Here is a 26,867-nt window from a genome sequence, read left to right as displayed (position 1 = left end):
GGGAGGATTTTTATTCCGCAGGCCGGGCGAGCGCATTTCCTGCGGCTGGCGGGAACGCCGGTTATCCGGTCGTCCCCGCCCTTTTGCCGGGCTCGGCAGCCGCAGGCCGTTACTGCATCAGGAATTTTTCGAGGAACTGACGGGTGCGCGGCTGCTGCGGATTGGCAAATAGCGCCTTAGCCTCACCCTGCTCGACGATACGTCCTTGATCCATAAAAATAGCCCGGTCGGCCACGTCGCGGGCAAAGCTCATTTCATGGGTCACGATCACCATAGTGCGCTTCTCCTGCGCCAGCTGACGGATCGTATTCAGCACTTCGCCTACCAGCTCAGGGTCGAGAGCCGACGTGGGTTCATCAAACAGGATCACGTCCGGACGCATCGCCAGCGCGCGGGCAATCGCCACGCGCTGCTGCTGGCCGCCGGAAAGCCGGCGCGGATAGCTATTCTCCTTCCCGCTCAGCCCAACCTTCGCCAGCAGTTCGCGCGCCCGAATAATGGATTCATTTTTATCTTCCCCCTTAACGATAACCGGCCCTTCGATGATGTTCTCCAGCACCGTGCGATGCGGGAACAGGTTGAAGTTCTGGAAGACAAAGCCAACGTGCTGGCGCAGACGGCGAATCAGCCCCTTCTGCTGGCTGAGGCTGCGGGCGGTATCGATAGTGACCTCCCCCACCCGAATGGTGCCGCTTTCCGGCTGTTCCAGCAGATTGATGCTGCGCAGCAGGGTCGTTTTACCGGAGCCGCTGGGGCCGATAATCGCCACCACTTCGCCCTCCGCCACCTCCAGGTCAATACCGTACAGCACCGTCTGTCCGTGGAACTTTTTCACCAGGTTTTTGACTTCAATGGCACTCATTTTGGATCACGCTCCTGGCGGTTCAGCTGATTTTCAAAATAGTTTTGCAGCGTCGACAGCACCGTCGCCATCACCCAGTAAATCAGCGATGCCGCCAGATACATGGTGAAAACTTCCAGCGTACGGGAGGTAATAAGCTGCGCCTGGCGGAACAGTTCCGGTACCTGGATAGTCGCCGCCAGCGACGTATCTTTCACCAGGCTGATAAAGCTGTTAGAGAGCGGCGGTAGCGCCACGCGCGCGGCCTGCGGCAGAACCGCACGACGCAGGGTTTGCCACGGCGTCATACCGATACTTGCCGCCGCTTCCCACTGCCCTTTATCAATCGAAGCAATCGCCGCGCGCAGCGTTTCGGCGGCATACGCCGCGGTATTGAGCGACAGGCCAATCATCGCCGCCGGAATGGGATCCAGCTCAATACCAAACTGCGGCAGGCCGTAGTAAATCATAAATAGCTGGGCGATCAGCGGCGTGCCGCGGAAAATAGAGATGTAGACCCGCGCCAGCCACCTTACCGGCCAGAAGGGCGACATTCGCATCAGCGCAAGGATAAAGCCCAGCACCAGGCCAAAGAACATGCCGCCGATGCTCAGCTGTAGCGTAAATACCGCGCCCTCGAGGAGATAAGGTGCGGAATCGAAAACCAGTTGGATACTCTCTTGCATTCTGTTTATTCTGCTTTAGACATGGGGATGATAGGCAAACAGCGCCGGCGCGCCGCCGGTGTGAATAAATAAGATCGGCCCTTCATCCTTAAAGCGCTTCTGCTGAATACCGTCAATCAGCCCGGCCATCGCCTTCCCGGTATAGACCGGATCCAGCAGGATGCCTTCAAGCTGCGCCAACAGTTTTACCGCTTCCATTCCTTCGTCATTCGGCGTGCCGTAGCCTGGTGCGAAATAGTCGTCCCACAGCGTAATCTCGGCTTTTGCCTGCAGTTCGAGGCTATTTGCGACCGCCTGCTGTAGGGCTACGACTTTCGGCAACTGGTCCGCCACCTTGCGCGACACGGTGACGCCAATCAGCTCGGCTTCCGGCATCAGCTGTTCCAGGCCCACCGCCAGGCCGGCATGGGTACCGGCGCTGCCGGATGCGACCACCACGGATGACAGCGCTACCGCGCCTTCGCACTGCTGGGCGATTTCCAACGCGCTTTCAACGTAGCCCAGCGCGCCCAGCGCATTGGAGCCGCCGACCGGGATCACGTACGGCCGATAGCCCTGAGCCTCAATACGCGTCGCCAGCTCTTCCAGCTGCGCATTGGGGTCGCTCAGCGCATCGCACATCTCAACCTGAGTATTGAACAGATCCAGCAGCAGGCGATTGCCGTTGGTCAGGTAGTTCTCCGCGCGGGTGCCAATCGGGTTTTCCAGCAAGGCCACGCAGTGCAGGCCAAGCTTAGCCGCCACCGCCGCCGTCTGGCGCACGTGGTTAGATTGAATCGCGCCGGCGGTGATCAGCGTATCGGCTCCTTCCCGCAGCGCATCGGCCGCCAGGAACTCCAGCTTGCGCAGCTTATTGCCGCCCATAGCAAGCGGGGTTACGTCGTCACGTTTGATAAAAATTTCGCGACCGAGGTGATCGGACAGACGCGGCAGGTATTCCAGCGGCGTCGGGGCGCCAATCAGCTCCAGGCGCGGGAAACGCGTTAAATTTTGCAGTGACATGATATCTCCTGACTGAGAGCCAATCCCTCAGGCGTTATTATTCCGGGCAAACCGGCCCATAAAATAGCCTGATGAAACAGGCCCTTTGTCTTTATTATGCACGTAGTCGCGGATGAAATAAAAAAAGGCGCTACTATGAGCGCCTTTTTTCACCGCCGGCCGTTATTTGGTCACGTCAGCGCCAAACCATTTTTCCGACAGCGCTTTCAGGCTACCGTCTTTCTGCATGTCGGCAATGGCATCATCCACCGCTTTCAGCAGGTCTTCATTACCCTTACGCAGCGCCACGCCGGACTCCTGGCGCGAGAACGCTTCGCCGGTCACCGCCAGGGTATTGCCGGTTTTCTTCACCAGATCCAGCGCCGCCAGACGATCGACCAGAATGGCATCGATGCGGCCTACGCGCAGATCCTGATATTTAGTCGGGTCGTCGTCATAGGTGCGAATATCCACACCCTGCACGTTTTGACGCAGCCACTCTTCGTAGTTGGTGCCCAGGCCCACGCCGACTTTCTTGCCTTTCAGGTCGGCCGCCGTTTTGATAACGCCTTCATTGCCCTTTTTCACCAGCGCCTGAACGCCGGAGACGGTGTACGGCGTGGAGAAATCATATTTTTTCTTACGCTGGTCGGAAATGGTCACCTGGTTAATAACCACGTCAATGCGTTTAGAATCCAGCGAAGCCAGCATCCCATCCCATTTGGTCGGTTTCAGATCGGCCTTCACTCCCAGATGCTTCGCCAGCTCGTTAGCGAAGTCGACCTCAAAACCGGCCAGCTTGCCGTCATCACCCTGAAAGCTGAACGGAGGATAGGTGCCTTCCAGACCCACGCGCAGCGTGCCGCGCTCTTTAATTTGGTTAAACAGGTTTTCCGCGGCAAACGTTTTTACGCTAACGCCAGTCATCAGAACCACAGCCATTGCGCCCAGCAGCGCCTGGCGGCCCAAAAATGCTAATTTCATAGAAGACTCCACAGAGTGATTTTTTTTGTAGTGTAAGGCGTTAATCCAGATCGACCAACATCTATCCGCTACATCTTATTCCAATTTATTATATATGATGCCGTTTATGGCATAGTGAAAAACGCGAACAAAATTAATCGTATTTGCTGGAGATCTCTCATACTGCAAGAGTCAGATTGATGACGTCTGGAGCACGGAAGATGAAAAACCCCACGTTATTGCAGTGCTTTCACTGGTATTACCCCACCGGCGGCGAGTTATGGCGTGAAGTTGAGGCGCTGGCGCCTAACCTGAATGAAATCGGCGTCAATATGATTTGGCTGCCTCCCGCTTATAAAGGCGCTTCCGGCGGCTACTCCGTCGGCTATGACAGCTACGACCTTTTTGACCTTGGCGAGTTCGATCAAAAGGGCTCGATTGCCACTAAATACGGCGATAAGGCGCAGCTGCTGGCGGCCATCGCCGCGCTACAGCAGCACGATATTGCCGTCCTGCTCGATGTGGTGGTCAACCACAAAATGGGCGCCGATAAAAAAGAGCGCGTCCGCGTTCAGCGCGTGGACGAGCAGGATCGGACGCAAATAGCCGAAGAGATCGTGGAGTGCGAGGCCTGGACCCGCTACGAATTCCCCGCCCGCGGCGGTAAATATTCGCAGTTCGTCTGGGATTATAAGTGCTTTAGCGGTATCGATCATATTGAGAACCCGGACGAAGACGGCGTTTTTAAAATCGTTAACGACTATACCGGCGAAGGCTGGAACGATCAGGTCGACGATGAGATGGGCAACTTCGACTACCTGATGGGCGAGAATATCGACTTCCGCAATCATGCGGTTACCGAGGAGCTCAAGTACTGGGCGCGCTGGGCGATGGAGCAGACCGGATGCGACGGTTTTCGCCTCGACGCGGTGAAGCATATTCCAGCCTGGTTTTATAAGGAGTGGATCGATCACGTCCAGGAAGTGGCGACAAAGCCGCTGTTTATCGTGGCGGAATACTGGTCGCACGAAGTCGAAAAGCTGCAGCACTATATTGCGATGGTGGATGGCCAAACGCTGCTGTTCGACGCCCCTCTGCAGATGAAGTTTCACGAAGCCTCCCGCCAGGGCCGCGATTACGATATGAGCCAGATCTTTAGCGGTACGCTGGTGGAAGCCGATCCGTTCCACGCCGTCACCCTGGTGACCAACCACGACACGCAGCCGCTGCAGGCGCTGGAGGCGCCGGTGGAGCCGTGGTTTAAGCCGCTGGCCTATGCGCTCATTCTGCTGCGCGAGAACGGCGTGCCGTCGGTCTTTTACGCCGATCTCTTCGGCGCCAGCTATGAGGATACCGGCGGAGATGGTCAGACTTACGCTATCGAGATGCCGGTTATCGAACAGCTGCACGAGCTGATTGATGCCCGCCAGCGCTTTGCCCACGGCGTGCAGACGCTGTGGTTCGATCATCCGAACTGCATCGCTTTCAGCCGCAGCGGTACCGATGACGATCCGGGATGCGTCGTGGTGCTGTCGAACGGTGATGACGGTGAAAAATCACTGACCCTTGGCGCCAATTACGGCAATAAGCGCTGGAAGGATTTTCTCGGCAACCGAGAGGAACAGATAGAAACCGACGACGAAGGCTGCGCAACCTTTACCTGCCGCGGCGGGAGCGTCAGCGTGTGGGTTATCGAAGAGACGTTGTAAATCCGCTGAGTATCGCGGGCTGGGCGCGCAGCCAGCCCGCAGATGTCTTAGCGCGCGCTTTTTGCCGCGGCGGCGGCTTTACTCCACACCTGCTCGCACTCGGGAGTCAGGCGGTCAACGCGGGTCAGGGTCATGCGGTCGTACTGCAGGGTATTGCCCGTGCGCTCAACAGAATAGACATCCAGACCTGAGGTGACGTTGTAAACCTGCTCGTCACGCTGCATTAATTTACCCGGCGTGGCGATGACCCGCTGCCACTGACGACAATCGAGGGTATCGCCATCATTGGTCACAATCAGGCTGGCAATCGCCTCCGGGCTCATCATTTCGCTCTGCGGACCTTTTGATTGCCAGTATCCCGCTAACCCGGCGGGCGCTGGCGCTTTGACAACCTCGTTATAATTATCCACCTGAACGCATCCGGCGAGAGTCAACAGGGCACCAGCAATTACTATCTTTTTCATCATTCATCCCACACACCGATAAAAAAGTATTGTGGCATTAAAGCGTTAAGCCTGCCAGCACTCTTACAGCGGGCGAAAAACGGCGCCCGACGGCGGTCTATCCGGACCAATCTCCCGTGCGCTAAATGGCGGAATAGTTTATTCAGGCATTAATTAATATTCTTGATGAAATGACATATTGGTGAGGTGAGAATTTATCCAGTCAGCATAAGGATAATCCGAAAAAAGAATAACTCCGGGCCAGCAAGCATATCTGTAACTGGAAGTTTTTGCTTTTAATTCCCCAACGTAACATGATGCACGCCTGTACTTTGAGAGTATTCCTGGCAAATTATAGGCAATATTACGGAATAGTTCAGGTTACTTAATGGTTTCAACACGGTACCTTGTTTTATTACCCACTTAAATGGACTTCATCGCGCTTACCGGCGAAGGATGAATTATCGTTACGTGTTGATTGAGGATGGGTCATGTCAACGATTATCATGGATTTGTGCAGCTATACGCGACTGGGATTAACCGGGTATCTGACAAGCCGAGGAATAAGAAAGCGTGACATCAGCGAAGTGCAAACGGCGGCGAGCCTGAAGGAGAGCTGTGAATCATCCCGCCCGGCGGTGGTGTTTCTCAACGAAGATTGTTTTATTCATAACGAAGAAAGTAATCAGCTTATCCGGCAAATCATTACGGACTATCCCGGCACGCTATTTATCATCTTTATGGCGCTGGCTAACGTTCATTTTGACCACTATCTGCTGGTGCGTAAAAACTTACTTATTAGCTCGAAGTCGCTTACGCCGAAAGACCTTGATGGCATTCTGGGTAATCATCTGAAATACGACGGCTTCAGCGCTGAACGCATCAATATACCCACGCTGTCATTGAGCAGGGCCGAATCAAATATGCTGCAAATGTGGATGGCCGGGCACGGGACATCGCAAATATCGACGCAGATGAACATCAAGGCTAAGACCGTATCGTCGCATAAAGGCAATATTAAAAAGAAAATCCAGACCCACAATAAACAGGTGATTTACCATATTGTCCGTCTGACGGAAAACATTACCTCCGGGATTTACGTCAACATGCGATGAAAGAACTGGCGGCAGCAACCGCCAGTTCTGCTGTCAGACAGACTCGTCGATTTTCTCCACAAAGACGCCGTCCGGATGCCCTTTCTCGTTGAAAAACCAGATCCCCAGCGGATAGTCTTCCAGCGAAACCAGATACATTGTTCCTTCGCTAAACGACTCTATTGCCAGTACTACCCCCGATCGACGTGGGCCACCGTCGGTCTTCACCGTGACACGATCGTTCACCTGCATAACTCGTCTCCTCTATTTTTGAGCCAGTGTAGAACAAAACCGCCGAATGCGCAGCGTCCCGCCCGATGAGCGCCGTTTTTATAGACCGTCTATACTTGAAAAGGCACTGTTGGAGCCAAGCGAGGTAGCGATGATGAAATCCGCCAAAGAGAGCAGTTTGGCTAGCGGCGGGGGTGGCGTCAATGTTGACGCCCTGCTGGCGGCAATTAATGAGATTAGCGAAAGCGAAGTGCAGCGCGCTCGCGACGATCCCCATCACGTAAGCATTGATGGTCGCGATTACCATACCTGGTGTGAGCTAGCGGAAGCCTTTGAGCTCGATATCCATGACTTTAGCGTCACCGAAGTCAACCGCTAGGCGCAGGCGAAAAAAAATCCCGACTCGCAGGAGTCGGGATGAAACTTGCTAATGCAAGAAGCACTTGAAAAATTCGTTACACCGGGAGATCCGATGCGTGGAAAACATTATCCTCAATTATTTTGCATGACAAGAGCTATTGATGCAGAAAATAATTGAGAAATGCGTCTAATGATTTCAAGGTGTTGAATAACCCAGGCGGCATAAGGCTTCGTCGATAGCGCTGCGCCATAAGTCACGTTTAATCCCCCCCTTATTTAAGAAAAATCTCATATCAGAGGATGACCGTGCCGCCGCAACGGATGATGACGGCCAGCTCCGACGCTCATCCGGCAGAACAGACCTGGTTTCGGCCATTCGTTGCCGGCGAGGGTGTTGTCGCGGGACAGAATATTCGCGCTATCGACAAAAGTATCGGACACGCCGTAGACCGGCAGCGTACGGCGGTTGTGCAGCGCCACCGACCATATCGCTTCATGGCGCCTGCTCATATACTCCTGCTCGGCGTCACGCAGGATCGTAAAATCCAGCGGCATTTCCAGCGCCGACTGCATGCCGTTGCGGAAAAAAATCATCCGGTCGATATTAAACTGCAGCAGGCCGTCCATTTCGTGGGCGACGTTTGCAAGATTATTGCGCTGGTTATCGACATACGCCGCCTCCAGCACCAGTATTTCCCGCCATATCAGCAGCGTAGAAAAAAAGAACACCACGACAAAACAAAAATTAACCACATGTCCCGGGCTCAAAAGTCGGCGTAGTTTTCTCCCCCACAGCGGCTTATTCATCGCTCTCTCGCAGTACCATCATAGACACAAACGCCCGGTATAAACCGGGCGTTATTGGGATCAGGAGACCCGTTCTGCGCCCCCTCCCCCACGAACCAATTCATCTTCACGGAACGCCTCACGCTTAACGGCATAACCGTCATACCAGCGGCATTCAACCATGCCGTTAGCAAAACCGGTGACAACCATGCGCGGCCCGCCGCTTTTCCGCCTCACTTCATCGCTGATGGACCAGACCATTTTTCGCTCCGTAATCCGGGAGAAACTGTTTCACCTTAGACGAAGCTGCGACATTTTGCATAACCGCTGGCGGATTTACTTTGCCGCGCGACGAAGTCCGGAAATGGCCTTCACGCCCGTCAGCACCACGGCGCCAATGATGAACCCCAACACCAGGTTTACGCCGGTCGGCAGCAGCGAAGCGGCGAGGCCGGACATGCCGCTGGCCAGATTTTCCACCGCGTGGTGCAGCGGAGTTATGCCGTGGACCACGATGCCGCCGCCGACGAGGAACATCGCCAGCGTCCCGACAATCGACAGCACTTTCATCAGACGAGGCGCCACCGCCAGCAGACCTTTACCGAGCCACCGGGCCAGCACGCCGCCTTTTTCCACCAGCCAGTAGCCCATATCATCCAGCTTCACGATAATTCCCACCAGGCCGTATACGCCAACGGTCACCAGAATGGCGATCCCGGAAAGGATTAGAATCTGGTTTAACAGCGGCGCGTCCGCCACGATGCCGAGGGTGATAGCGACAATTTCGGCGGAGAGGATAAAGTCCGTACGAATGGCGCCTTTAACCTTATCGCGTTCAAAGGCCAGCGGGTCGCGTTCAGCCAGCGCCTCCAGGCGCTGCTGTCGGGCCTGCGGGTCCTCTTTATGCTTGCGGGCCTGCACGCTATGCAGCACCTTTTCAACGCCTTCAAAGCAGAGGAAGGCCCCGCCAAGCATCAGCAGCGGCGTAATCGCCCACGGAATAAAGGCGCTGATTAATAGCGCCAGCGGCACCAGGATCACTTTATTGACCAGGGACCCCTTCGCCACCCCCCAGACCACCGGCAGCTCGCGGTTCGCCCGCACGCCGGTCACCTGCTGGGCGTTGAGGGAAAGATCGTCCCCGAGCACGCCTGCCGTTTTCTTCGCCGCCAGCTTACCCATAACGGAAATATCGTCGAGCAGTGTGGCAATATCGTCCAGTAAGGTTAAAAGACTACTTCCCGCCAAAATATCATTCCTTCATTTTATGGTTATTAAACATAGAGTATGGGGCAAAATCAGCCTCTCGCCCAGCAAAGCAAATAGTCAACAAAAAATTAACAATCATCGGGTAATTAAAGCGCTCGCCAGCGAGGTAGTTTTCACGTTTACTATATGCCCCCTTCCTATTTTTGTACCGTCGTGAGGACGTATGTCTACCCGTCAGTTATTACCGCTTATCGGGGCGCTGTTTGCGCTATATATCATCTGGGGCTCCACCTACTTTGCCATCGCCATTGGCGTTGCCAGCTGGCCCCCGCTGATGATGGCCGGTATTCGCTTCCTTTCTGCCGGAGGGTTGCTGATCGCCTACCTGCTGGCTACCGGACACAGGCTCCCGGCGTGCAGACCGCTGCTCAACGCGGCGCTGATCGGTATTTTGCTGCTTGCCGTTGGCAACGGCTTCGTCACTCTGGCAGAGCACCAGCACGTGCCTTCCGGTATTGCCGCGGTGATGGTCGCCACCGTCCCACTGTTTACTCTATGCTTTAGCCGCTTTTTCGGCATCGCCACGCGCAAAATCGAGTGGCTGGGCATCGCCATCGGCCTGGCGGGCATTATCCTGCTCAATAGCGGCGGCAATTTAAGCGGCAACCCCTGGGGCGCGCTGCTGATTCTGATCGGCTCCATGAGCTGGGCGTTTGGCTCGGTCTATGGTTCAAGAATTGAGCTTCCGACCGGCATGATGGCCGGCGCGATTGAGATGCTCGCGGCGGGAATTGTGCTGCTGCTCGCCTCCGCCCTGACCGGCGAAAAGCTCACCCAGATGCCCTCATGGTCGGGGATTCTTGCCGTCGCCTACCTGGCCATATTCGGCTCGCTGATTGCCATTAACGCCTACATGTACCTGATCCGTAACGTTACCCCCGCCGTTGCCACCAGCTATGCCTACGTTAACCCGGTGGTCGCCGTGTTATTAGGCACCGGGTTCGCCGGGGAGAGCCTGTCGCTGACCGAGTGGACGGCGCTCGGCATCATTATTTTTGCGGTGGTGCTGGTGACGCTCGGCAAGTATCTGTTTCCCGCCCGCAGCGAAGTAACGCCCTGTAAGGTTGAAAAGTAGGCTACGGCCCGATTCCCTGCGTATCAATCTGCGCGCGGCTTCCGCCGCCGCAGATCCACTCCTCCAGGCGTTCGCTAAGCGCTTCGTCGCTGAGCTTTTTCCGCCCGCGCAGCGCGCACTCCCAGACGATCAGTACCCGCCATCCCTGCTCGAGCAGCAGCGCCTCATCCCGCCGGTCCCGCGCCACGTTGCCGTCGATTTTTTTCAGCCAGAACGCCGTGCGGGTTGCCGGGACCTTAAACAGGTAGCAGTCATGATGATGCCAGAAGCAGCCGTGGGCAAAGATAGCGCAGCGGTAATCGTTCACCACAAAATCCGGGCGCCCCGGCAGCGCGGCCTCCTGCGCGGTAAAAGAAAAACCGGCCTGCGTGAGCAGCCCGGCCAGGCGTTTTTCTATCGCTGTATCGAACGTACCGATGGCGCGCATATTTTTACTGCGGGTGGCTTTATCGTGAACGTCCATCATCATCCTCGGGATCGCGGCGGGCCACCGCCTGCGCAATTCGCGGCTGCAGCAGCCTGGCGACGGCGGCAAACACCGGCACCACCACCGAGTTGCCGAACTGGCGATAGGCCTGAGTATCGGAAACGGGAATGCGGAAACGGTATCCCTGCGGGGCCTCAAAGCCCATCAGCCGCGCGCATTCACGGGGCGTGAGCCGACGCGGGCGCCGCTGCTGGTTTTGCGGGTCGTCAAAGTCCTTTTCGCCAAGCGAGCGATCCCAGCCGCGGTCGATAAGAATTTCGGCGCCATCCTTGTAGTAGCGAGCCGACAGCGTGCGCGCCACGCTATGCGGATTGCGCGGGTCAACTAACCCATAGCCAAAACCGTTGCCCAGCGCCTGATGCTTACGCGCGTAGCGATAGAGGTACTTCCACAGCACCGGAGTAAGAATAAATTTAGCATCCACCGTCGGCTCAAGCAGATCGCCAAACGTCGGGCGCTGGGGCGGGTAAAGCGCGGAGATATCGCGCAGGGTAAACCCATCGTGCAGCTGCAGGTCGCGACGAAAGCCAACCAGCACGATGCGTTCCCGGTGCTGCGGCAGGAAGTTGCGGCCATCGATAACCTTGGGATCGTCCGCCCCGCTGTGCCCGGCATCAGAGACCTCATAGCCCAGCTCGTCAAGGGTTTGCATAATGATGCTAAACGTTCGCCCCTTATCGTGGCTCTTCAGGTTTTTGACGTTCTCCAGCACAAAGATGGGCGGCCGCCGCGCGGCGATAATCCTGACGACGTCGAAAAACAACGTGCCCTGCGTCTCACAGGCAAAGCCGTGGGCGCGCCCGAGGGCGTTCTTCTTCGACACCCCGGCGAGGGAGAAAGGCTGGCAGGGAAAGCCGGCCAGCAGCACATCGTGCTGAGGAATGGCGTCACGAATGTGCCACGCGGCCTCATCGTCGCTGATATCGAGACGATGGCTGAGGGTGATATCCCGGATATCGGCATTGAAGCGATGCTGCCCGGGGTCGCAATACCAGTTCGCCTTGTAGGTGCGCACCGCGTGCTTGTTCCATTCGCTGGTGAAAACGCACTGCCCGTTGATGGCTTCAAAGCCGCTGCGAATGCCGCCGATCCCGGCGAACAGATCGACAAAGCGAAAAGCATAATTCGGATGGTGAGCCGGCGGCTGCGGCAGCAGCGATGCCAGATGCGCGAGCTCCCGCTGGCCCAGCCTGCCGACCGCCCGGGGCACCGTCGCGACGCGCTTGAGTATTGCCGGGCTCCAGTGCTGTTCGCCGACGGCAACCAGCTGCGCCACCAGCGTTTTCACATCATATATTGCCATCAGCTGGCGCAATAGCGCCTGTGCATCTTCCCCGGTCTGCGTGACCGGCAGAGACGGGGGATTTTCCTTAGATAAATTTTGCGGCATAACCTCAACCAGCTGGACACTTTTCGCAGAGATTACCACAAATAGCGCAGGCAGTTTTAAGCCTGTGGATCAAAGCGGCGCAAAACCGCCTCATCCAGCGCGGTGGGGTCACCCTGCAGCTCTGAGCTGAGCTTCGCCATAAACTGCACCAGGAAGCGGGCGTTGTGTTCCGCCATCGCTTTTCCTTCATCGGTTTGCATCGTTTTTGGCAGACTCAGCAGCTTGCACTGGAAATGGTCCAGCGCATAGGTGCGATCGTCCAGCCTGCGCCGGTCGGCAAAAGGATCGTCAGCGTCAAACAGGGTATTATTCAGCGCGCCGGAAACCGCGAAAACGCGCGCCAGGCCAATCGCGCCCAGGGACTCGAGCCTGTCGGCATCCTGGACAATCTTCGCCTCTTCGCTGAGGGGAGGAATACCGGCGCTGAAGCTATGCGCCTCAATGGCGTGCAGCACGGCAGGATAGCGGTCGACGGGAAAATCGGCAAAAGACGACTGCAGAATGCTTTGCGTCTTTTTCGCCGCCATCACCGATGAGCGGCTGCGGTCGGGGTGGTTTTTGGGCAGGCTGACAATGTCATGAAAGTAACAGGCGGTGAGAATCGCCAGGCGGTCAACCTGCCGATCGGCGGCCAACCGCTGGGCGGTGCCCCACACGCGACGAAAATGCGAAATGTCGTGCGCGGAGTCGCCCTGCGAATGATGCGCTATCAGCCAGGTTTCAAATCGTTGCTGCCAGTCAACCAGTTCCATACGCGTTCCTTTGAGAGAAGGTAGGCTGCGAGCATAGCAACTTTAATCCTGATGTTCATATCTCCGGCTATCAGGTCGCGTATACCAGGCGATGGCCCCAAGGGCTAACCCAACGATGCCGAGGACAAGAAAACCCAGCAGCGCGCCCAGCCATTTACCCGCGGTCGAACCCAGCTCCCCGTCAACGCCCGCGCCTGGCAGGCTTTGAATATGCCCGACAACCCACCAGTAGCGCGCCATCGCCCACAGGAAATAGCCGCAGAAGGCGTAAAACGCCCATAGCGCCAGCTTGCCGCCGGGACTCCGTTTCGCATTCTCTTCCATTCAACTGCTCTCCTTTCTTCAGTAACGAAACGTCACCTTAAAATGAAAAATGTGACTCTAATCACATTATACAGCGAAGTTTGCCATCAGGCACCCGCAACCTCGCGCTCGACGAATCAAGGTCGTCCGCAGCGCCTTTTATCTGCTGCCGATCGATAATATGGCTCATCACACTGAAATATTATTCCCGACAACGGTCGGTTTAATCTCTTTTCAATGCCGACCATTCTCCCACGAAATAATCCAGCATCCGCAACAGGTAATTATCACCCGGACTTGCATGAGGCGATTAAACATAAACACTATAATTTTTATAGCGAACGCCAACCCATCAAAAAAAAACAAATAACACACTGTTATAAAAGACAATAAACAAGGTCAATAACTCAACTTCGAATGATAAATAATTAATATAAAGAATTAAAATGAAACATTTTGTAATATTAGATATAAATTACTTACATTTTTAATTTAAATAAAAATGAACCTTCGCAGATAGTATCTATTTTGCATTTAGCACGACTCGTTGACATTCACATTAATTATAAATAAAAGGGAAAATATAATGAAAAGAAAAGCACTGGCAATTCTGGTGTCGTCCTTATTAATCTCCGGGGCCACTAGCGCAGCGGAAATCTATAATAAGAGCGGTAATAAAGTCGATTTGTACGGCAAAATGGTCGGCGAGCATATTATGACCGATACCGACGAAGGCAACCGCAACTCTGAAGACACCTCCTACGCGCGGTTCGGCGTTAAGGGTGAAACGCAGATCAACAGCGACCTGACCGGCTACGGTCGGTTTGAGTACAATATGAAAGCTAACCGGCCAGAAGGCGACCAGGGCAGTGCGACCCGTCTGGCCTTTGCCGGTTTAAAATACGCCAGCTACGGCTCATTTGATTATGGCCGCAACTACGGGGCGGTATACGACGCCGCAGGCTACACGGATATGCTGGTTGAGTGGGGCGGCGACGGTCTGGTGCATACCGATAACTTTATGACCGGCCGCGCCAACGGCGTCGCCACCTATCGCAATACTGACTTTTTTGGCCTGTCCGATGGGCTGAACTTTGCTCTCCAGTACCAGGGTAAAAATACCAACCGCGATCGTCTGAAAGCAAACGGCGACGGCTACAGCGCGTCCGTTGACTACAGCCTCGACGGATTTGGCTTTGCCGCCGCCTACGGTAATTCCGACCGTACAGACGAACAGACCGCCGACGGCAAAGGCGAAACGGCGGAAGTCTGGAGCGTCGCGGCGAAGTATGACGCCAATAGCCTGTATGCGGCCGTTATGTATGCCGAATCACGTAACATGCTGCCGATGGAAAATGGCCTCATCGCCAATAAAACGCAGAACGTTGAAGCCATCGTGCAATACCAGTTCGACTTCGGTCTGCGCCCTTCTCTGGGCTACGTCTACGCGAAAGGTCAGGATCTCGGCAGCAACGGGCGCGGCAACGCAGAGATCATGAACTACGTTGAGCTGGGCACCTGGTACTACTTCAACAAAAACTTCAACGTCTACACCGCCTATAAGTTCAATCTTCTCGATGAGAAAGACCGCGTTGTCACCGGCGCGGCGACTGATAATCAGTTTGCGCTCGGCGTCACCTATCAGTTCTGATGCTGCCTCACCTACCTAAGCCCGCCTCGTGCGGGCTTTTTTTGTTGGCCGCCGCCCGACAGCAAATTCAGAGATGACCTAATGCGCAATTGCCGACGGTGGCACATTTTTAAATGAGCGCGACCGTGGACTACGTCACACGACTTAGCTCACAAAATGAAGGAGATACTGGCAAACTTCTACCTTGAACAATCGCTAAGTGATAGCTTATGAGGCGTGAGAAGCGTTCAATCCCGTCCAGCAGGAGCCGGCATCAGATGGCACAGGTAACGGAATTCTGAACAACAGGAATTTGATTAAAGGATTTTTGAATCAGATAGATAGAAAGTTGAAGTGGCGGAGAGAGGGGGATTTGAACCCCCGGTAGAGTTGCCCCTACTCTAGTTTTCGAGACTAGTCCGTTCAGCCGCTCCGGCATCTCTCCGCTGTAGAGGTTGCTATAATGCCAGGTTATTTGGCATTTTAATAGCTCCTGTCTCTTTAATTACGTTCAAGTGACGACTTTGCGAGCAATATGATGTTTAAATGGCCCTGGAAAGCAAATGAAGAGTCCGGCAGCGCGCAAATACCGTGGGAGCAAGCGCTTGCCATCCCCGTTTTAGCCAACCTGTCCACGCAGGAGCAGCAGCAGCTTGTACAGATGGCGGCGCGCTTTTTACAGCAAAAACGCCTGGTTGCCCTGCAAGGGCTGGAACTCACTCCGCTACAAAGCGCGCGCATCGCGATGCTGTTTTGCCTGCCGGTTCTCGAGCTCGGCATTGAGTGGCTGGATGGATTCCACGAGGTGCTGATCTACCCTGCCCCGTTCGTCGTCGATGATGAGTGGGAAGATGACATTGGACTGGTGCATAACCAACGGGTTGTGCAATCGGGACAAAGCTGGCAGCAGGGGCCCATTATTCTTAACTGGCTGGATATTCAGGACTCCTTCGACGCATCTGGTTTTAACCTCGTAGTACACGAAGTGGCGCATAAGCTTGATACCCGCAACGGCGATCGCGCCAGCGGCGTGCCGCTCATACCGTTACGCGAGGTTGCCGGCTGGGAACACGATCTCCACGCGGCCATGAACAATATTCAGGATGAGATTGACCTGGTCGGCGAGAGCGCCGCCAGTATTGATGCCTACGCCGCAACCGACCCGGCGGAATGTTTTGCCGTGCTGTCAGAATATTTCTTTAGCGCCCCCGAGCTGTTCGCCCCGCGTTTTCCGGCGCTTTGGCAGCGTTTTTGCCATTTTTACCGTCAGGACCCGCTGCAAAGATTACGTGATAATGAAGAGCAGGACGCGGACGACGCGCGAATTGTGCACTAAAACAACGAGTTGAGCTAAATTTAGCCATCTGAATCAGCTGGTTAAGTTTAGTATTGACACAAAAATGCAAGGCCAGTAGTATGCGCCTCGTTCACACGATTCCTCTGTAGTTCAGTCGGTAGAACGGCGGACTGTTAATCCGTATGTCACTGGTTCGAGTCCAGTCAGAGGAGCCAATTCCCTGCTTTCATGCATCCTTGCGAATTCTTATGTTATTTTGATTCAACAGGTTAGTGTGAAAACTCTTCCCGGTGCATTTTGATTTTACCCTCTGCATCGGGAAAAATTGGTGGTCAAATCTGGGGTCAGGTTAGTTCGATAATGGAGTGACCCCCATATGTCTCTTACCGACGCGAAAATCCGTAGTCTCAAGCCTTCTGACAAACCCTTTAAAGTTTCCGATTCTCACGGTCTGTATCTGTTGGTCAAATCAGGTGGCTCCCGTCACTGGTATCTCAAATACCGTATTAACGGTAAAGAATCCCGCATTGCACTGGGTGCCTATCCTGCCGTCTCCCTGTCTGATGCCCGCCAGCAGCGTGAAGGTATCCGTAAAATGCTGGCGCTTAATATCAATCCGGCACAGCAACGTGCCGCTGAACGCGAAACCTGCACACCGGAGAAGTTGTTTAAAACCGTGGCGCTGGCGTGGCATAAAAGCAATACAAAATGGTCGCAGAACACCGCCGACCGCCTGCTTGCCAGCCTGAACAATCATGTCTTTCCGGTAATCGGTCACCTGTCAGTCTCAGAGCTTAAACCCCGTCATTTCATTGACCTGCTGAAAGGGATTGAGGAAAAAGGCCTGCTGGAAGTCGCGTCCCGCACGCGGCAACACCTTTGCAGCGTCATGCGTCATGCGGTTCACCAGGGATTAATCGACAGTAACCCGGCGGCAAACCTTGAAGGCGTGACGACACCTCCCGTCAGACGGCATTATCCCGCCCTGCCACTGGAGCGCCTTCCTGAACTGCTTGAACGGATTGACGGTTATCGGCAGGGACGGGAACTCACCCGGCTTGCAGTCCTGCTGACGTTGCATGTGTTCATTCGCTCCAGTGAACTGCGCTTTGCCCGCTGGTCAGAGATTGATTTCAGAAACCGGGTCTGGACGATACCCGGGACACGCGAAGCCATTGCAGGTGTGCGTTATTCCGGGCGCGGTGCAAAAATGCGCACACCGCATATCGTGCCCCTCTCAGAACAGGCTGTCGCCATTCTGAAACGGATTAAGGAAATATCAGGAGACCATGAACTGGTGTTCCCCGGCGACCATAACTCGTACAGGCCGATGTGTGAAAACACGGTCAATAAGGCGCTTCGCCTGATGGGTTATGCCACGAAACAGGATATCTGCGGACACGGCTTCCGTGCGATGGCGTGTAGCGCCCTGATGGAATCCGGTTTATGGTCACAAGATGCGGTGGAGCGCCAGATGAGCCATCAGGAGCGAAACACCGTGCGTCTGGCTTACATTCATAAGGCGGAACATCTGGAAGCCCGTAAGGCGATGATGCAGTGGTGGTCGGATTATCTGGATACCTGCCGGGAAGCATATGTGCCGCCGTATATCCAGGGTCAGGAAGACAGCCACAAAACGGCATAACGCATCGGGCATAATTAGATCATTAGAAAAGCCGTATCAGCCTGTGCTGGCACGGCATTTTTCATTTAACCGGTATGTAGAAACGCGGCCACTTTCCCGGTTTCATACTGTTCAGTGAGTACAGCATGGCCGCGCATTCTCACGCTGCTGTCTGAACCTGCGAACAACCCCGTTTCTGTAATTGGCAGAACGCGTTAACAGAATTTGCCACTGTCAGCTCTCTGGGCAATTTTGGAGGGGCTTCCCTGGCTGAACCTGACACATCAGACAGGCCAGATGAGAAACAGGGCCGCGTTTCTGGCACAATTATCTGCTCTGATGTTACGATGTTCATCCCGGACAAAATCAGCCTCCGATAATCCAGGGGTGGATTTGTTGCTGGTTTCTGTCCGGGCTCAGGACAGACGAAATCGTATCCCTGTCACAGGCGTGGTGAAATATATCAAGAGAAACAATGGATATTTACCGTTATACAGAAAACCTTTCTTTGTTTGTTGAAATAGCAAGATGTGGTTCATTTTCAGCGGTTGCACGCCGCCACGGCGTAAACCCGTCGTCCATCATGCGAAAAATTGATATGCTTGAAGCGGTAATGAAAGCCCCCCTCTTCACACGAAGCACCCGTGGCATTCATTTAACAGAAATCGGCGATGCATTGTTCACCCGTGCAGTGGGGGTACTTGAAGCGCTCAATGATATGCGTGATGAGATCGTTTCTTTAAATGAAGAAATGACAGGGACATTGCGCATCAGTTGTTTGCCGACTTTTGCAAAACTCCATATTTTCCCCTGGCTACCAGAATTTAAATCTCATTATCCTGATGTGGATCTTGTTCTGGATCTTACAGAGCAACTTGAAATCCCATCAATAGAACGCCTTGATGCAGCGGTTCGCATTGGTAAACTAAAAAACAGCTCACTGTATGCGACAAAAATAGCGCACCAGACCTGGATTGCCTGTGCAAGCCCTCGTTATATTGAGCAATATGGGTTCCCCGGTGGACCGACTGAACTCCCCGGCCACCATATTTTGGACAAATATCATGATCCACACTCCATTTCATGGAGTCGTATTATCGACACTCAGGGAGGAGAGTATCGCTTGTATATGCGTTGCAATGATTTCGAAGCTCTGCTAAAAGCAGCCATTTCAGGATTAGGAATCGTATTTCTGCCCAACTGGGTTGTGGGACAGGATATTAAAGCTGGCAGGCTGGTCAATATATTTGATGACCCGCAGCAGAAAGTTGACGATATCCATTTTTTGCGTGCGCTTCCCAGAATGACACCCAAACTGGCTGCTTTTTTACAATTTTTGCGTGATAATCTTACGGCTGTAATTTAGTGACTAAATTCGTTCGATGATAACGGCAATCCCCTGACCGACACCAATACACATTGTACAAAGTGCATAGCGCCCCTTTGTTCTTTGCAGTTGATAACAGGCCGTCATAACAAGCCTTGCACCGCTTGCCCCCAGCGGATGTCCGAGCGCTATTGCTCCGCCGTTGGGATTAATCCGTTCATCATTAACGTCAATATCCAGTTGTTTCATCACTGCCAGCGCCTGAGCTGCAAACGCTTCATTAATCTCTATCACATCCATCTGGTCGAGGGTGAGCCCTGCCAGTTCAAGAACTTTCCTGACGGCTGAAACCGGACCAACTCCCATGATCCTTGGCTCTACTCCCGCAACTGCCGATGCCAGAATCCTCGCTTTTGGCGAAAGAGAATATTCGGACAATCCGGTTTCGCTGCTGATTAATAACGCTCCCGCGCCATCGTTGATCCCTGATGCGTTACCCGCAGTGATCGTACCATCTGCTGTCACAACCCCTCTGAGACGGGATAATGCCTCTGGCGTGGTTTCCCGTGGATGTTCATCCTTATTGAAGATAATATTCTCTTTATTTTTCTGAGGTAAGGTGACGGGAATAATCTCATCGTTAAAAATCCCGTTACGATAAGCATCTGATACCCGCCTCTGGCTGGCCAGAGCAAACAAATCCTGTTCTTCCCGGGAAATGCCAAACTGGCGGGCAACATTCTCAGCCGTTTCAGGCATGGTATCCACGCCATAACGAGCTTTCATTTCAGGATTAATGAATCGCCATCCCATTGTTGTATCTTCGATGTTCAAACTTCGGGAGAAAGCTTTGTCTGACTTACCTAAAACATACGGCGCACGACTCATATTTTCCACTCCCCCGGCAATAATAAGATTGACTTCACCGGATTTGATTGCCCGTGCCGCTACCGCAATGGCATCAAGACTGGAACCGCATAACCGGTTTATTGTTGTACCCGGAACACTGGCAGGCAGGCCAGCCAGCAGAAGAGCCATCCGGGCGACATTCCGGTTATCTTCACCGGCCTGATTCGCGCAACCTAAAATAACATCATCAATATTGCTGAAATTGATGGCTGGATTTCTTTCCATAAGGGCAGAAATCGTCAGCGCAGCAAGGTCATCGGCCCGTACAGAGGAAAGGGCTCCACCATAACGCCCAAAAGGGGTACGAACGGCATCACAAATATAGGCATTCATCATATTATTTCCTCTTAAATTCACTCAGGCCAGAGCATCAGTATTTTTATTCGTATTCGCTTGTCTTATATTCAGCAACAGGACAAAACAGGAAAGAATAAATCCCATTACAGTGATCCCGGTCCATCCGTACCGGACACTGATTTCAGCCCCCGCACGGGTTCCGACAGCACCACCGATAAAATAAGAGCACATAAATACTGTATTTAAACGACTCCTTCCTTCTGCGGATAATGCCAGCGCTCTCAGCTGGTTACCGACAAGCCCTGCCCGTCCCCCGATATCGAGAAGAACAAGAGCAACAATTAACGCAAACAGATAATGAGGAGAAAAGAAGACAGAGATAAAACCCAGTAATGCAATAACACTTCCCACTAATACAACAATACGTGGGCTGTAACGGTCAGCCATTTTCCCTATATAAGGTGTGGCAAGAATCCCGGCAATTCCTGCAAATCCGAAACTGCCGACAATATCACTGCCATAATGGTAAGGTGCTCGCGCAAGTAAAAATGCAAGCCCACCCCATAATGCGCTGAACCCGCCAAACATCATTGCCCCACAAAAACAGGATAATCTGAGATCACCTTCTTTTATAAAAAAGGTGATAAGTGATTTCAGCAGTAAATGATAGGGGAGCTGTGATGCCGCCGTTTTACTGTGTGGTAGAAGTCTGGGAACCATAATAAGCAAAAAAAGGTCCAGAGCAGTAGCCACAAGATACATCGACCGCCATCCAAAATAATTGCCAACAAATCCGGACAGGATCCTGCCAAACAGGACACCAGCCATTAATCCGCTCATCACGGTTCCAACTGCACGTCCTCTTTGTTCCGCAGGAGCTATCAGGGATACCATCGGAATAACAATCTGTGCACCAACAGATGTCATGCCAATGACAATATTGACAGTAAGTAGCTGTCCAATCGTTTGCGTGAAAGAGGCCACTGCCGAAGCAGCAGCATTAATGCCCAATAAAATAATAAGCAGTTTCCTGCGTTCAAACCGGTCGCCCAGTGGCACGAAGAAAACAAGACCTGCTGCATAAGACAGTTGTACAAACATCGCAACAGAACCGGCATGTTTTTCATCAACCGCGAAATCTTTTGCAAAGAGTTCAAGCAGGGGCTGATTATAATAAATATTGGCAACAGCAAAAGCACACAGACAAGCCAGTGCAAAATAACTACTTTGTGTTCTTTCCATAAATATCAGGCCTGTTTAAGCAGCATTTACAGCGTGCGGTACTGGTAAAAAATCAACTGACTGTAAATATCTTAAATATGTATCCAGTAATTCGTATCTCAAAGCAGGTAATTTATAGGCCAGGCGCTCAGTCGCTGCCATCGTATTATGAAAATCAAACTTATCAATTTCACGACCAAACCTGAGAATCTTATCATGAGAGCCGTCAACGCCATAAAGTGGAAGAAAACGGAACAGTGCATTAGTTTCATTATCCACCAAAAGTTTTTTCTGCCAGTCATAAAACTCCGTAGTCTCAATTTTATAACCACGTAAGTTCAGCCATGAAACAATCTCTTCCCAGCTGATAAGTCCGGAATAGTTAAACAGATTGAGAACATCACCCCCTTCTGACATATACCTGGGTTGAGCCATGATGGCTGTGGTGTAATCGACAGGAGTGAAATTAATCATTCTGGGGAGAACCGGGGCGTAGCCCAGTTGAATGCAGCTTTTGATAAACAGCATAAACTGGTTATCGGTAAAAAGCGAAGCACCTGTATGGCTGTGACCTGAAATATAACCGAGCCGGAAAAGATTAACTTTTCCACCCTGATCCTGAAATTTCTCCAGAAGACGCTCAGATTCCCATTTCGAAAGCAAATACCCCATGTCAGAGTTAAGAACGGCATTACCCGGAAAGGCCTCAACATAACGACCATCCTTATCCTTTTTAGCCGCAGACCCTAACGTTGAAACAAAATTAACGATTTTATCCCGACCTTTCTGAGCGATGCTGATGATATCTGCGACACTATCCACATTGGGCGCTTTGAGCACTTCATATGGTCGGATGTGATTGACACGTGCCGCAATATGGTGAATAACATCCACCTCTGAACAGAGTTCTTCAAAAGCGGCATCGGATATACCCAGGCGGGGCTGCGTAATATCGCCTTGAATGACTGATATATTGGTTGCCGCTGCCAGTCGTTCATGGCCTGGCACCGAAAATTTTTCAAATGCAGTGAACAATCTTTCCTTTTTATTATTTTCATCCACTTTCCGGGAAAGAATATAAATCCTCCCGATATCTTTATTCTCCAGAAGGTCAGCCAGCAGATATGAACCAATGAAACCCGTCGCACCTGTTAATAATACATTTTTCTTGCTGTGCATATCAGAATCCTCAAAACAATTGGGAAGGCACATTTACTCTATGTAACAGTCACTCATTGAGGAATACACAAAACAGGCATAATTGTTTTGCACAGAAAGCAAAACTGAAGTTATTGCTATAAGTACAGGGCATAAGTGAAGAACAAAAAAACCTCACATTAAGGGGGTTGTATTTTTGATTTACATCAGTATTTAATTGACAATAGAAATGTTAATGAAACACAAAAAAGCGAATATGAACATGCCTTGCGATTTATGACGAAAAAATAATGCACTGAGATTTCAGACGATGGTGTTAAGGCTTGCTTATTTTATGGCTTCAATTTCAAAGAAATTGTTAAGCCATAAAATAAGCAAGTGGAGCGTGGACAGAAAATTCAATTCCGGAGGAATTGTTAATTTTCAGGCTCCGCGCCCACCTGCGAACATTCGCCCGGAGCGAATTGAGCAGGCCGGGGGGAGCCGCAAAAATTTTGCCGCCCCGGCGAGCAAAAAGGCACGCCCACGTGCCGGTTTTTGTGGGGGGCCAGCCCCGCACACCGTCAAGCCAGGCAATATTTCCCGCCCACGGGGAATATTACCGATCAGGCGCGACCAACCCCTTTAAAGCAGCGTTCCCGTTTTTTCGCTCCGAGCTCGCGAGGAAAAGAAAAAACAGGCGAAACGCGCGTCTTAAAGGGGTTGGTCGCGCGTAGCGGGCGACGGTGTGCCGCCTTTGACCCTGGGGGTTTTGACGCAGCGTTCAGCGAAGTCATTACCCCCATGTGACAGGCAGTGAGGGCGTTCAGCCCGAACGTAATGACACACGCCGTTGCCCGCCATTCGGGAGTTTCAGGTGGCAGACGACCACGGGTCGGCTGATATCTGAAAGCACGGATAACGGGCATGCCCGCAGGATGCGGGCAACCGGTTCATGGGCGTCATCTGTGGGCGTTACCGATGGGCGTGGGGTCTGACGTCCATCGGTAACGCCCATAGTCAACGCCTGTGTCAGCATGGGAACAGGTCCCAGGGCGTGTCCGTTTTCATGGAAAAAACAACACCGAGATTTTATACGGTTCGCCCTGTCCATTCGCCCCATATCATGGCCCGAATGAGCGGGGCAATGTCATGGAGCGAACTGCCACGGGAGAGATTTACGGGATGCGCGGGCTCTTTACCGCCCGCACCCGCAGACTGCGAATTTATTCGGGTATAAGATGCCCGGATAAATTCGCAGGGAAATAAATATCGGCTGGAATATATCTCATCCTTTTGCCCCGGATATAAAGCGAAAGCTGCATTCCCTTGCAGCACCTTATTTTACACTCATTGCTTATCCATCAGATAACGGTGCGCTTTTGAGGCCGCGCTGGCTGCCCTGAAAATATAACGTTTGTCGTTTTTAAGTGCTTTTAGCCACGACGCAATATAGCTTTCGTGCTGAACCTCGCCCTTAATCCCCAAATCGGCCATCAGAAAAGCGCTGCCAAGTTCCGCGATGATTTCTTCCTGAGCGTAGTTCTCACTGCCAAATTTCCCTTTCATTTCACGGTTAAGGCGAGCTTTTGCCCCAGTCCAGTGAACCAGCTCATGCAGGCCGGTGGCGTAGAAGTCAGCCGCGTCGTTAAACAGATGGCGCTCAGGCAGCCAGATTTCATCCGTGGTGGGCATGAAGAATGCATTCTGCCCTTTCTCGATGATTTTCGCACCGCTGCGGCGGAAAAGCACTTCTGCCTGCGGTAACGTGTCAAAGGTGGCGACAGGTGCTTCTGCTCCGGTTATCCCCTCTGTGCCCAGACCGTCAATCTGGTCAAGATTAAACACCGTGAAGGTTTTCAGCATCGGGATATGCTCAATATCTCCGGCGTCGTTTTCCTTCTCCAGCGTGGTGTAGAAAATAGCTGTAGTGCCATGCTCACCCTTGCGAACCTGTCCACCTGCTACCTGTGCCTGTTTGTAGGTCATCCAGCGTGAATCGCTGAATCCCTGTTTAGATGCGCTGCACCACAGCAACATGATGTTCATACCGCTGTAGGCTACGCCGGTAGCGTAATTGGATGGCAGACCAGACATACCCGGTACGCGCTGCCACGGGCAGGACCACGGTTTTACACCCGCTTCCAGCGCTTCAATGATGCTGTCTGTCACGGTCTGGTAAATATCAGTCCGGCTTTTTAACCCATTCGTTTTTGAGGAGCCTGAGCGCTCCAGCGACGATACGCTGGTCGCCGCTGCGGGGTTAGTGCAAAATGGCATCTGAATCGATCAATGTTTGGCATTCGAATCGATCATGATTTGGCATGCATCTCCGATCGTGGTTTGGCATCACAATCGATCACGATTTGGCACGCATCCGATCACTGATTGGCATCCTGTCGAGCACTCCGGGAATTAACTCTTTCCATTACAGTCTTCATTGCTGTTTTTTAATCCAATGGAGACATCGATGTCCAAAAAGAGAAAAGCCAGGAGTTCCATGGAAACCTGTTTTAAGATCCTTCAGCTCAAGTTCGACCAGAAGCTGACCAACCGCTGTATCGGGCTGACAATGAAAATCAGCTCCTCGACGGTTTTTGAAGTCCTCGCCCGCTTTAAAGCCACCTCTCTGTCATGGCCCCTCCCCGCAGGGATGTCCCACGACGCCCTTGAAAAACTCATCTTCCCGGCTAAAGGCACATCCGCATCAGAACTGGTGATGCCTGACCTGCTTCACTTCGATACCGAGATGAGAAAGCCTGGCGTGACACGGCAACTGCTGTGGATGGAATACAAGGCTCAGGCGGGGGAACTGGCGATGGGGTACTCCCACTTCTGCCGCTGCTACCGGGAGTGGAAAAAAACACGCCGTCTCTCCATGCGCCAGGAGCACCGGGCCGGGGAAAAGCTCTTTATCGACTTCTGTGGTCCGACGGTCCCCGTTATCAATCCGGATACCGGAGAAATACGCCGGGTGGCCATCTTCGTGGCCGTGATGGGGGCATCCAGCTACACCTATGTCGAGGCGTGTGAAGGTCAGGACATGATGTCCTGGCTGAACGCCAACAGCCGCTGCCTGACCTTCCTGGGCGGCGTGCCGAAGCTGCTTATCCCCGATAACCTCAAAAGCGCGGTGAAAAAGGCCGATCGCTATGAGCCTGTCATCAACGACAGCTATCAGGCGCTGGCGGAGCACTACGGCACCGTTATTATCCCGACCCGCCCCTATAAGCCGAAAGACAAACCGAAAGCAGAAAACGGCGTCCTCATTGTCGAAAGATGGCTGCTTGCCCGCATCCGCAATGAAACCTTCTATACGCTCAGGGCGCTGAATACCCGCCTGCGGGAGCTGCTGACGGATATGAATAACCGGCCAATGAAAGGGTACGGCAACCAGACCCGTGCAGAGCGCTTCCGCATGCTGGATGCACCGGCACTCTCACCGCTGCCTCTGGTGACGTATGAATACAGAGAATACAAGGCGGTGAAGGTCGGTCCTGACTACCACGTTGAATATGCCCGCCACTGGTACTCGGTCCCGCACGAACTGGTTGGTCAGCGTCTGTCGCTGAAGGCGGGTCAGTCGGTGGTTCAGGTCTGGCACAAGGGGCAGTGCGTGGCGCAGCATCCGCGCAGCTCGCATGAGTATAAGCACTCCACCAATCCGCTTCACATGCCGGCTCAGCACCGGGGGCACGGTACCTGGACACCGGAACGTCTGCTCGAGATGGGGTGCAGCATCGGCCCGTTCACCGGCAGAGTGGTTGACGCCATGCTGAAAGCAAAGGCCCATCCGGAGCAGGCCTACCGCGCAGTCCTTGGCCTGACTGCGCTGCAGAAAAAATATGGCAAAGAGCGGCTGGAAAAAGCCAGTTGCGTCGCCTGGCACTATAACGCGCCGGACAGACGGTTCATCGACAACCTGCTGCGTCACCACCGGGAGAACCAGGAGCTGCCGTTATCCCGTCATAGCGAGCAACACTCAGCAACGTCACCTGAGCATGAAAACCTGCGCGGCCCGGGCTACTACCATTAACTGCCAACCAAAGGAACCT

The 26,867-nt window shown here is 53.2% G+C and carries 25 protein-coding genes, 2 tRNA genes and 1 pseudogene; 10 read left to right on the top strand and 18 right to left on the bottom strand.

The window, feature by feature from the left end; all coding sequences use genetic code 11:
• Window positions 1-109: 109 nt before the first annotated feature.
• The 4 genes from tcyN to tcyJ form a co-directional block, all read right to left on the bottom strand.
• Complete coding sequence (gene tcyN / locus AC1M2H_RS10820) at window positions 110-862, bottom strand: L-cystine ABC transporter ATP-binding protein TcyN (protein WP_480151351.1); 753 nt, start codon at window positions 860-862, stop codon at window positions 110-112.
• Window positions 859-1,527 (bottom strand): cystine ABC transporter permease, encoded by a 669-nt coding sequence (gene tcyL, locus AC1M2H_RS10815; protein ID WP_480151350.1) that lies wholly within the window; start codon window positions 1,525-1,527, stop codon window positions 859-861. Before tcyL ends, tcyN begins: the two co-directional genes overlap by 4 nt.
• A 15-nt stretch (window positions 1,528-1,542) precedes the next feature.
• Window positions 1,543-2,529 (bottom strand): D-cysteine desulfhydrase, encoded by a 987-nt coding sequence (gene dcyD, locus AC1M2H_RS10810; protein WP_480151349.1) that lies wholly within the window; start codon window positions 2,527-2,529, stop codon window positions 1,543-1,545.
• Window positions 2,530-2,691: 162 nt separating this feature from the next.
• Window positions 2,692-3,492 carry a cystine ABC transporter substrate-binding protein gene (tcyJ, locus tag AC1M2H_RS10805; protein ID WP_480151348.1) on the bottom strand — a complete coding sequence of 267 codons (801 nt, stop codon included), beginning with the start codon at window positions 3,490-3,492 and terminating at the stop codon, window positions 2,692-2,694.
• A gap of 200 nt (window positions 3,493-3,692) precedes the next feature.
• Here tcyJ and amyA point away from each other — a divergent pair, with 200 nt between their 5' ends.
• Entirely contained in the window at window positions 3,693-5,180 is a 1,488-nt protein-coding gene (amyA, locus tag AC1M2H_RS10800) for an alpha-amylase (RefSeq protein WP_480151347.1), read from the top strand.
• Between the two features lie 47 nt (window positions 5,181-5,227).
• Here amyA and yedD read toward each other — a convergent pair whose 3' ends face one another.
• Window positions 5,228-5,647 carry a lipoprotein YedD gene (gene yedD / locus AC1M2H_RS10795; RefSeq protein ID WP_480151346.1) on the bottom strand — a complete coding sequence of 140 codons (420 nt, stop codon included), beginning with the start codon at window positions 5,645-5,647 and terminating at the stop codon, window positions 5,228-5,230.
• Between the two features lie 467 nt (window positions 5,648-6,114).
• Between yedD and rcsA the strand changes: the two genes are divergently transcribed.
• A complete protein-coding gene (gene rcsA, locus AC1M2H_RS10790) occupies window positions 6,115-6,738 on the top strand; it encodes a transcriptional regulator RcsA (RefSeq protein ID WP_426814294.1) in 624 nt (207 codons plus the stop codon).
• Window positions 6,739-6,771: 33 nt separating this feature from the next.
• On the opposite strand, the gene dsrB is transcribed toward rcsA, so the two are convergent.
• The gene (dsrB, locus tag AC1M2H_RS10785; RefSeq protein WP_426814293.1) at window positions 6,772-6,969 is read right to left on the bottom strand and encodes a protein DsrB; all 198 of its coding nucleotides are present in this window, start codon (window positions 6,967-6,969) and stop codon (window positions 6,772-6,774) included.
• Window positions 6,970-7,102: 133 nt separating this feature from the next.
• On the opposite strand from dsrB, the gene yodD reads away from it, so the two are divergent.
• On the top strand, window positions 7,103-7,327 hold the full coding sequence (gene yodD / locus AC1M2H_RS10780; protein ID WP_480151906.1) for a YodD family peroxide/acid resistance protein: 225 nt from the start codon (window positions 7,103-7,105) through the stop codon (window positions 7,325-7,327).
• A gap of 356 nt (window positions 7,328-7,683) precedes the next feature.
• Here yodD and AC1M2H_RS10775 read toward each other — a convergent pair.
• The 3 genes and pseudogenes from AC1M2H_RS10775 to AC1M2H_RS10765 all read right to left on the bottom strand — a co-directional run.
• Window positions 7,684-8,115: pseudogene (locus AC1M2H_RS10775) on the bottom strand (cellulose biosynthesis regulator diguanylate cyclase DgcQ); the annotation flags it as partial.
• A gap of 60 nt (window positions 8,116-8,175) precedes the next feature.
• Window positions 8,176-8,355, bottom strand: coding sequence for a YodC family protein (locus AC1M2H_RS10770; RefSeq protein ID WP_480151345.1), 180 nt, complete (start codon window positions 8,353-8,355; stop codon window positions 8,176-8,178).
• 75 nt (window positions 8,356-8,430) lie between these two features.
• Entirely contained in the window at window positions 8,431-9,342 is a 912-nt protein-coding gene (locus AC1M2H_RS10765) for a DUF808 domain-containing protein (RefSeq protein ID WP_480151344.1), read from the bottom strand.
• A gap of 184 nt (window positions 9,343-9,526) precedes the next feature.
• Here AC1M2H_RS10765 and yedA point away from each other — a divergent pair, with 184 nt between their 5' ends.
• Complete coding sequence (yedA, locus tag AC1M2H_RS10760; protein ID WP_480151343.1) at window positions 9,527-10,438, top strand: drug/metabolite exporter YedA; 912 nt, start codon at window positions 9,527-9,529, stop codon at window positions 10,436-10,438.
• A gap of 1 nt (window position 10,439) precedes the next feature.
• On the opposite strand, the gene AC1M2H_RS10755 is transcribed toward yedA, so the two are convergent.
• Genes AC1M2H_RS10755 through drpB form a run of 4 tightly spaced genes read right to left on the bottom strand, consistent with a single transcriptional unit; the run spans window position 10,440 to window position 13,391 of the window.
• A complete protein-coding gene (locus AC1M2H_RS10755) occupies window positions 10,440-10,904 on the bottom strand; it encodes a very short patch repair endonuclease (RefSeq protein ID WP_480151905.1) in 465 nt (154 codons plus the stop codon).
• Window positions 10,885-12,315, bottom strand: a complete 1,431-nt coding sequence (locus tag AC1M2H_RS10750; protein WP_480151342.1) for a DNA cytosine methyltransferase — start codon at window positions 12,313-12,315, stop codon at window positions 10,885-10,887. The genes AC1M2H_RS10755 and AC1M2H_RS10750 overlap by 20 nt, the downstream gene beginning before the upstream one ends.
• Window positions 12,316-12,371: 56 nt before the next feature.
• Window positions 12,372-13,067 (bottom strand): phosphohydrolase, encoded by a 696-nt coding sequence (locus tag AC1M2H_RS10745; protein WP_480151341.1) that lies wholly within the window; start codon window positions 13,065-13,067, stop codon window positions 12,372-12,374.
• 42 nt (window positions 13,068-13,109) lie between these two features.
• Window positions 13,110-13,391, bottom strand: coding sequence for a cell division protein DrpB (gene drpB, locus AC1M2H_RS10740; RefSeq protein ID WP_480151340.1), 282 nt, complete (start codon window positions 13,389-13,391; stop codon window positions 13,110-13,112).
• Between the two features lie 565 nt (window positions 13,392-13,956).
• On the opposite strand from drpB, the gene AC1M2H_RS10735 reads away from it, so the two are divergent.
• On the top strand, window positions 13,957-15,021 hold the full coding sequence (locus AC1M2H_RS10735) for a porin (RefSeq protein WP_480151339.1): 1,065 nt from the start codon (window positions 13,957-13,959) through the stop codon (window positions 15,019-15,021).
• Between the two features lie 334 nt (window positions 15,022-15,355).
• On the opposite strand, the gene AC1M2H_RS10730 is transcribed toward AC1M2H_RS10735, so the two are convergent.
• A tRNA-Ser gene (locus AC1M2H_RS10730) sits at window positions 15,356-15,445 on the bottom strand.
• 90 nt (window positions 15,446-15,535) lie between these two features.
• Here AC1M2H_RS10730 and mtfA point away from each other — a divergent pair.
• From mtfA to AC1M2H_RS10710, 4 genes are all read left to right on the top strand, one after another.
• A complete protein-coding gene (mtfA, locus tag AC1M2H_RS10725; RefSeq protein ID WP_426814285.1) occupies window positions 15,536-16,336 on the top strand; it encodes a DgsA anti-repressor MtfA in 801 nt (266 codons plus the stop codon).
• 100 nt (window positions 16,337-16,436) lie between these two features.
• Window positions 16,437-16,512, top strand: a tRNA-Asn gene (locus AC1M2H_RS10720).
• A gap of 161 nt (window positions 16,513-16,673) precedes the next feature.
• A complete protein-coding gene (locus tag AC1M2H_RS10715) occupies window positions 16,674-17,942 on the top strand; it encodes a tyrosine-type recombinase/integrase (protein WP_480151338.1) in 1,269 nt (422 codons plus the stop codon).
• A gap of 454 nt (window positions 17,943-18,396) precedes the next feature.
• Window positions 18,397-19,287, top strand: coding sequence for a LysR family transcriptional regulator (locus AC1M2H_RS10710; RefSeq protein WP_480151337.1), 891 nt, complete (start codon window positions 18,397-18,399; stop codon window positions 19,285-19,287).
• Between the two features lie 3 nt (window positions 19,288-19,290).
• On the opposite strand, the gene pcaF is transcribed toward AC1M2H_RS10710, so the two are convergent.
• From pcaF to AC1M2H_RS10690, 4 genes are all read right to left on the bottom strand, one after another.
• Window positions 19,291-20,493 (bottom strand): 3-oxoadipyl-CoA thiolase, encoded by a 1,203-nt coding sequence (gene pcaF, locus AC1M2H_RS10705; protein ID WP_368757605.1) that lies wholly within the window; start codon window positions 20,491-20,493, stop codon window positions 19,291-19,293.
• A 21-nt stretch (window positions 20,494-20,514) separates the two neighbouring features.
• On the bottom strand, window positions 20,515-21,696 hold the full coding sequence (locus AC1M2H_RS10700) for an MFS transporter (protein ID WP_480151336.1): 1,182 nt from the start codon (window positions 21,694-21,696) through the stop codon (window positions 20,515-20,517).
• Between the two features lie 15 nt (window positions 21,697-21,711).
• Window positions 21,712-22,854, bottom strand: coding sequence for a thioester reductase domain-containing protein (locus tag AC1M2H_RS10695; protein ID WP_480151335.1), 1,143 nt, complete (start codon window positions 22,852-22,854; stop codon window positions 21,712-21,714).
• A gap of 1,308 nt (window positions 22,855-24,162) precedes the next feature.
• A complete protein-coding gene (locus AC1M2H_RS10690) occupies window positions 24,163-25,092 on the bottom strand; it encodes an ArdC family protein (RefSeq protein WP_480151334.1) in 930 nt (309 codons plus the stop codon).
• A gap of 220 nt (window positions 25,093-25,312) precedes the next feature.
• Here AC1M2H_RS10690 and istA point away from each other — a divergent pair, with 220 nt between their 5' ends.
• Complete coding sequence (gene istA, locus AC1M2H_RS10685; RefSeq protein ID WP_480149779.1) at window positions 25,313-26,848, top strand: IS21 family transposase; 1,536 nt, start codon at window positions 25,313-25,315, stop codon at window positions 26,846-26,848.
• Window positions 26,849-26,867: the final 19 nt, after the last annotated feature.

Source organism: Klebsiella sp. F11 (assembly GCF_056712265.1).
The sequence above is the reverse complement of the archived record's forward strand: the minus strand, read 5'-3'. Positions and strand labels throughout refer to the sequence as shown.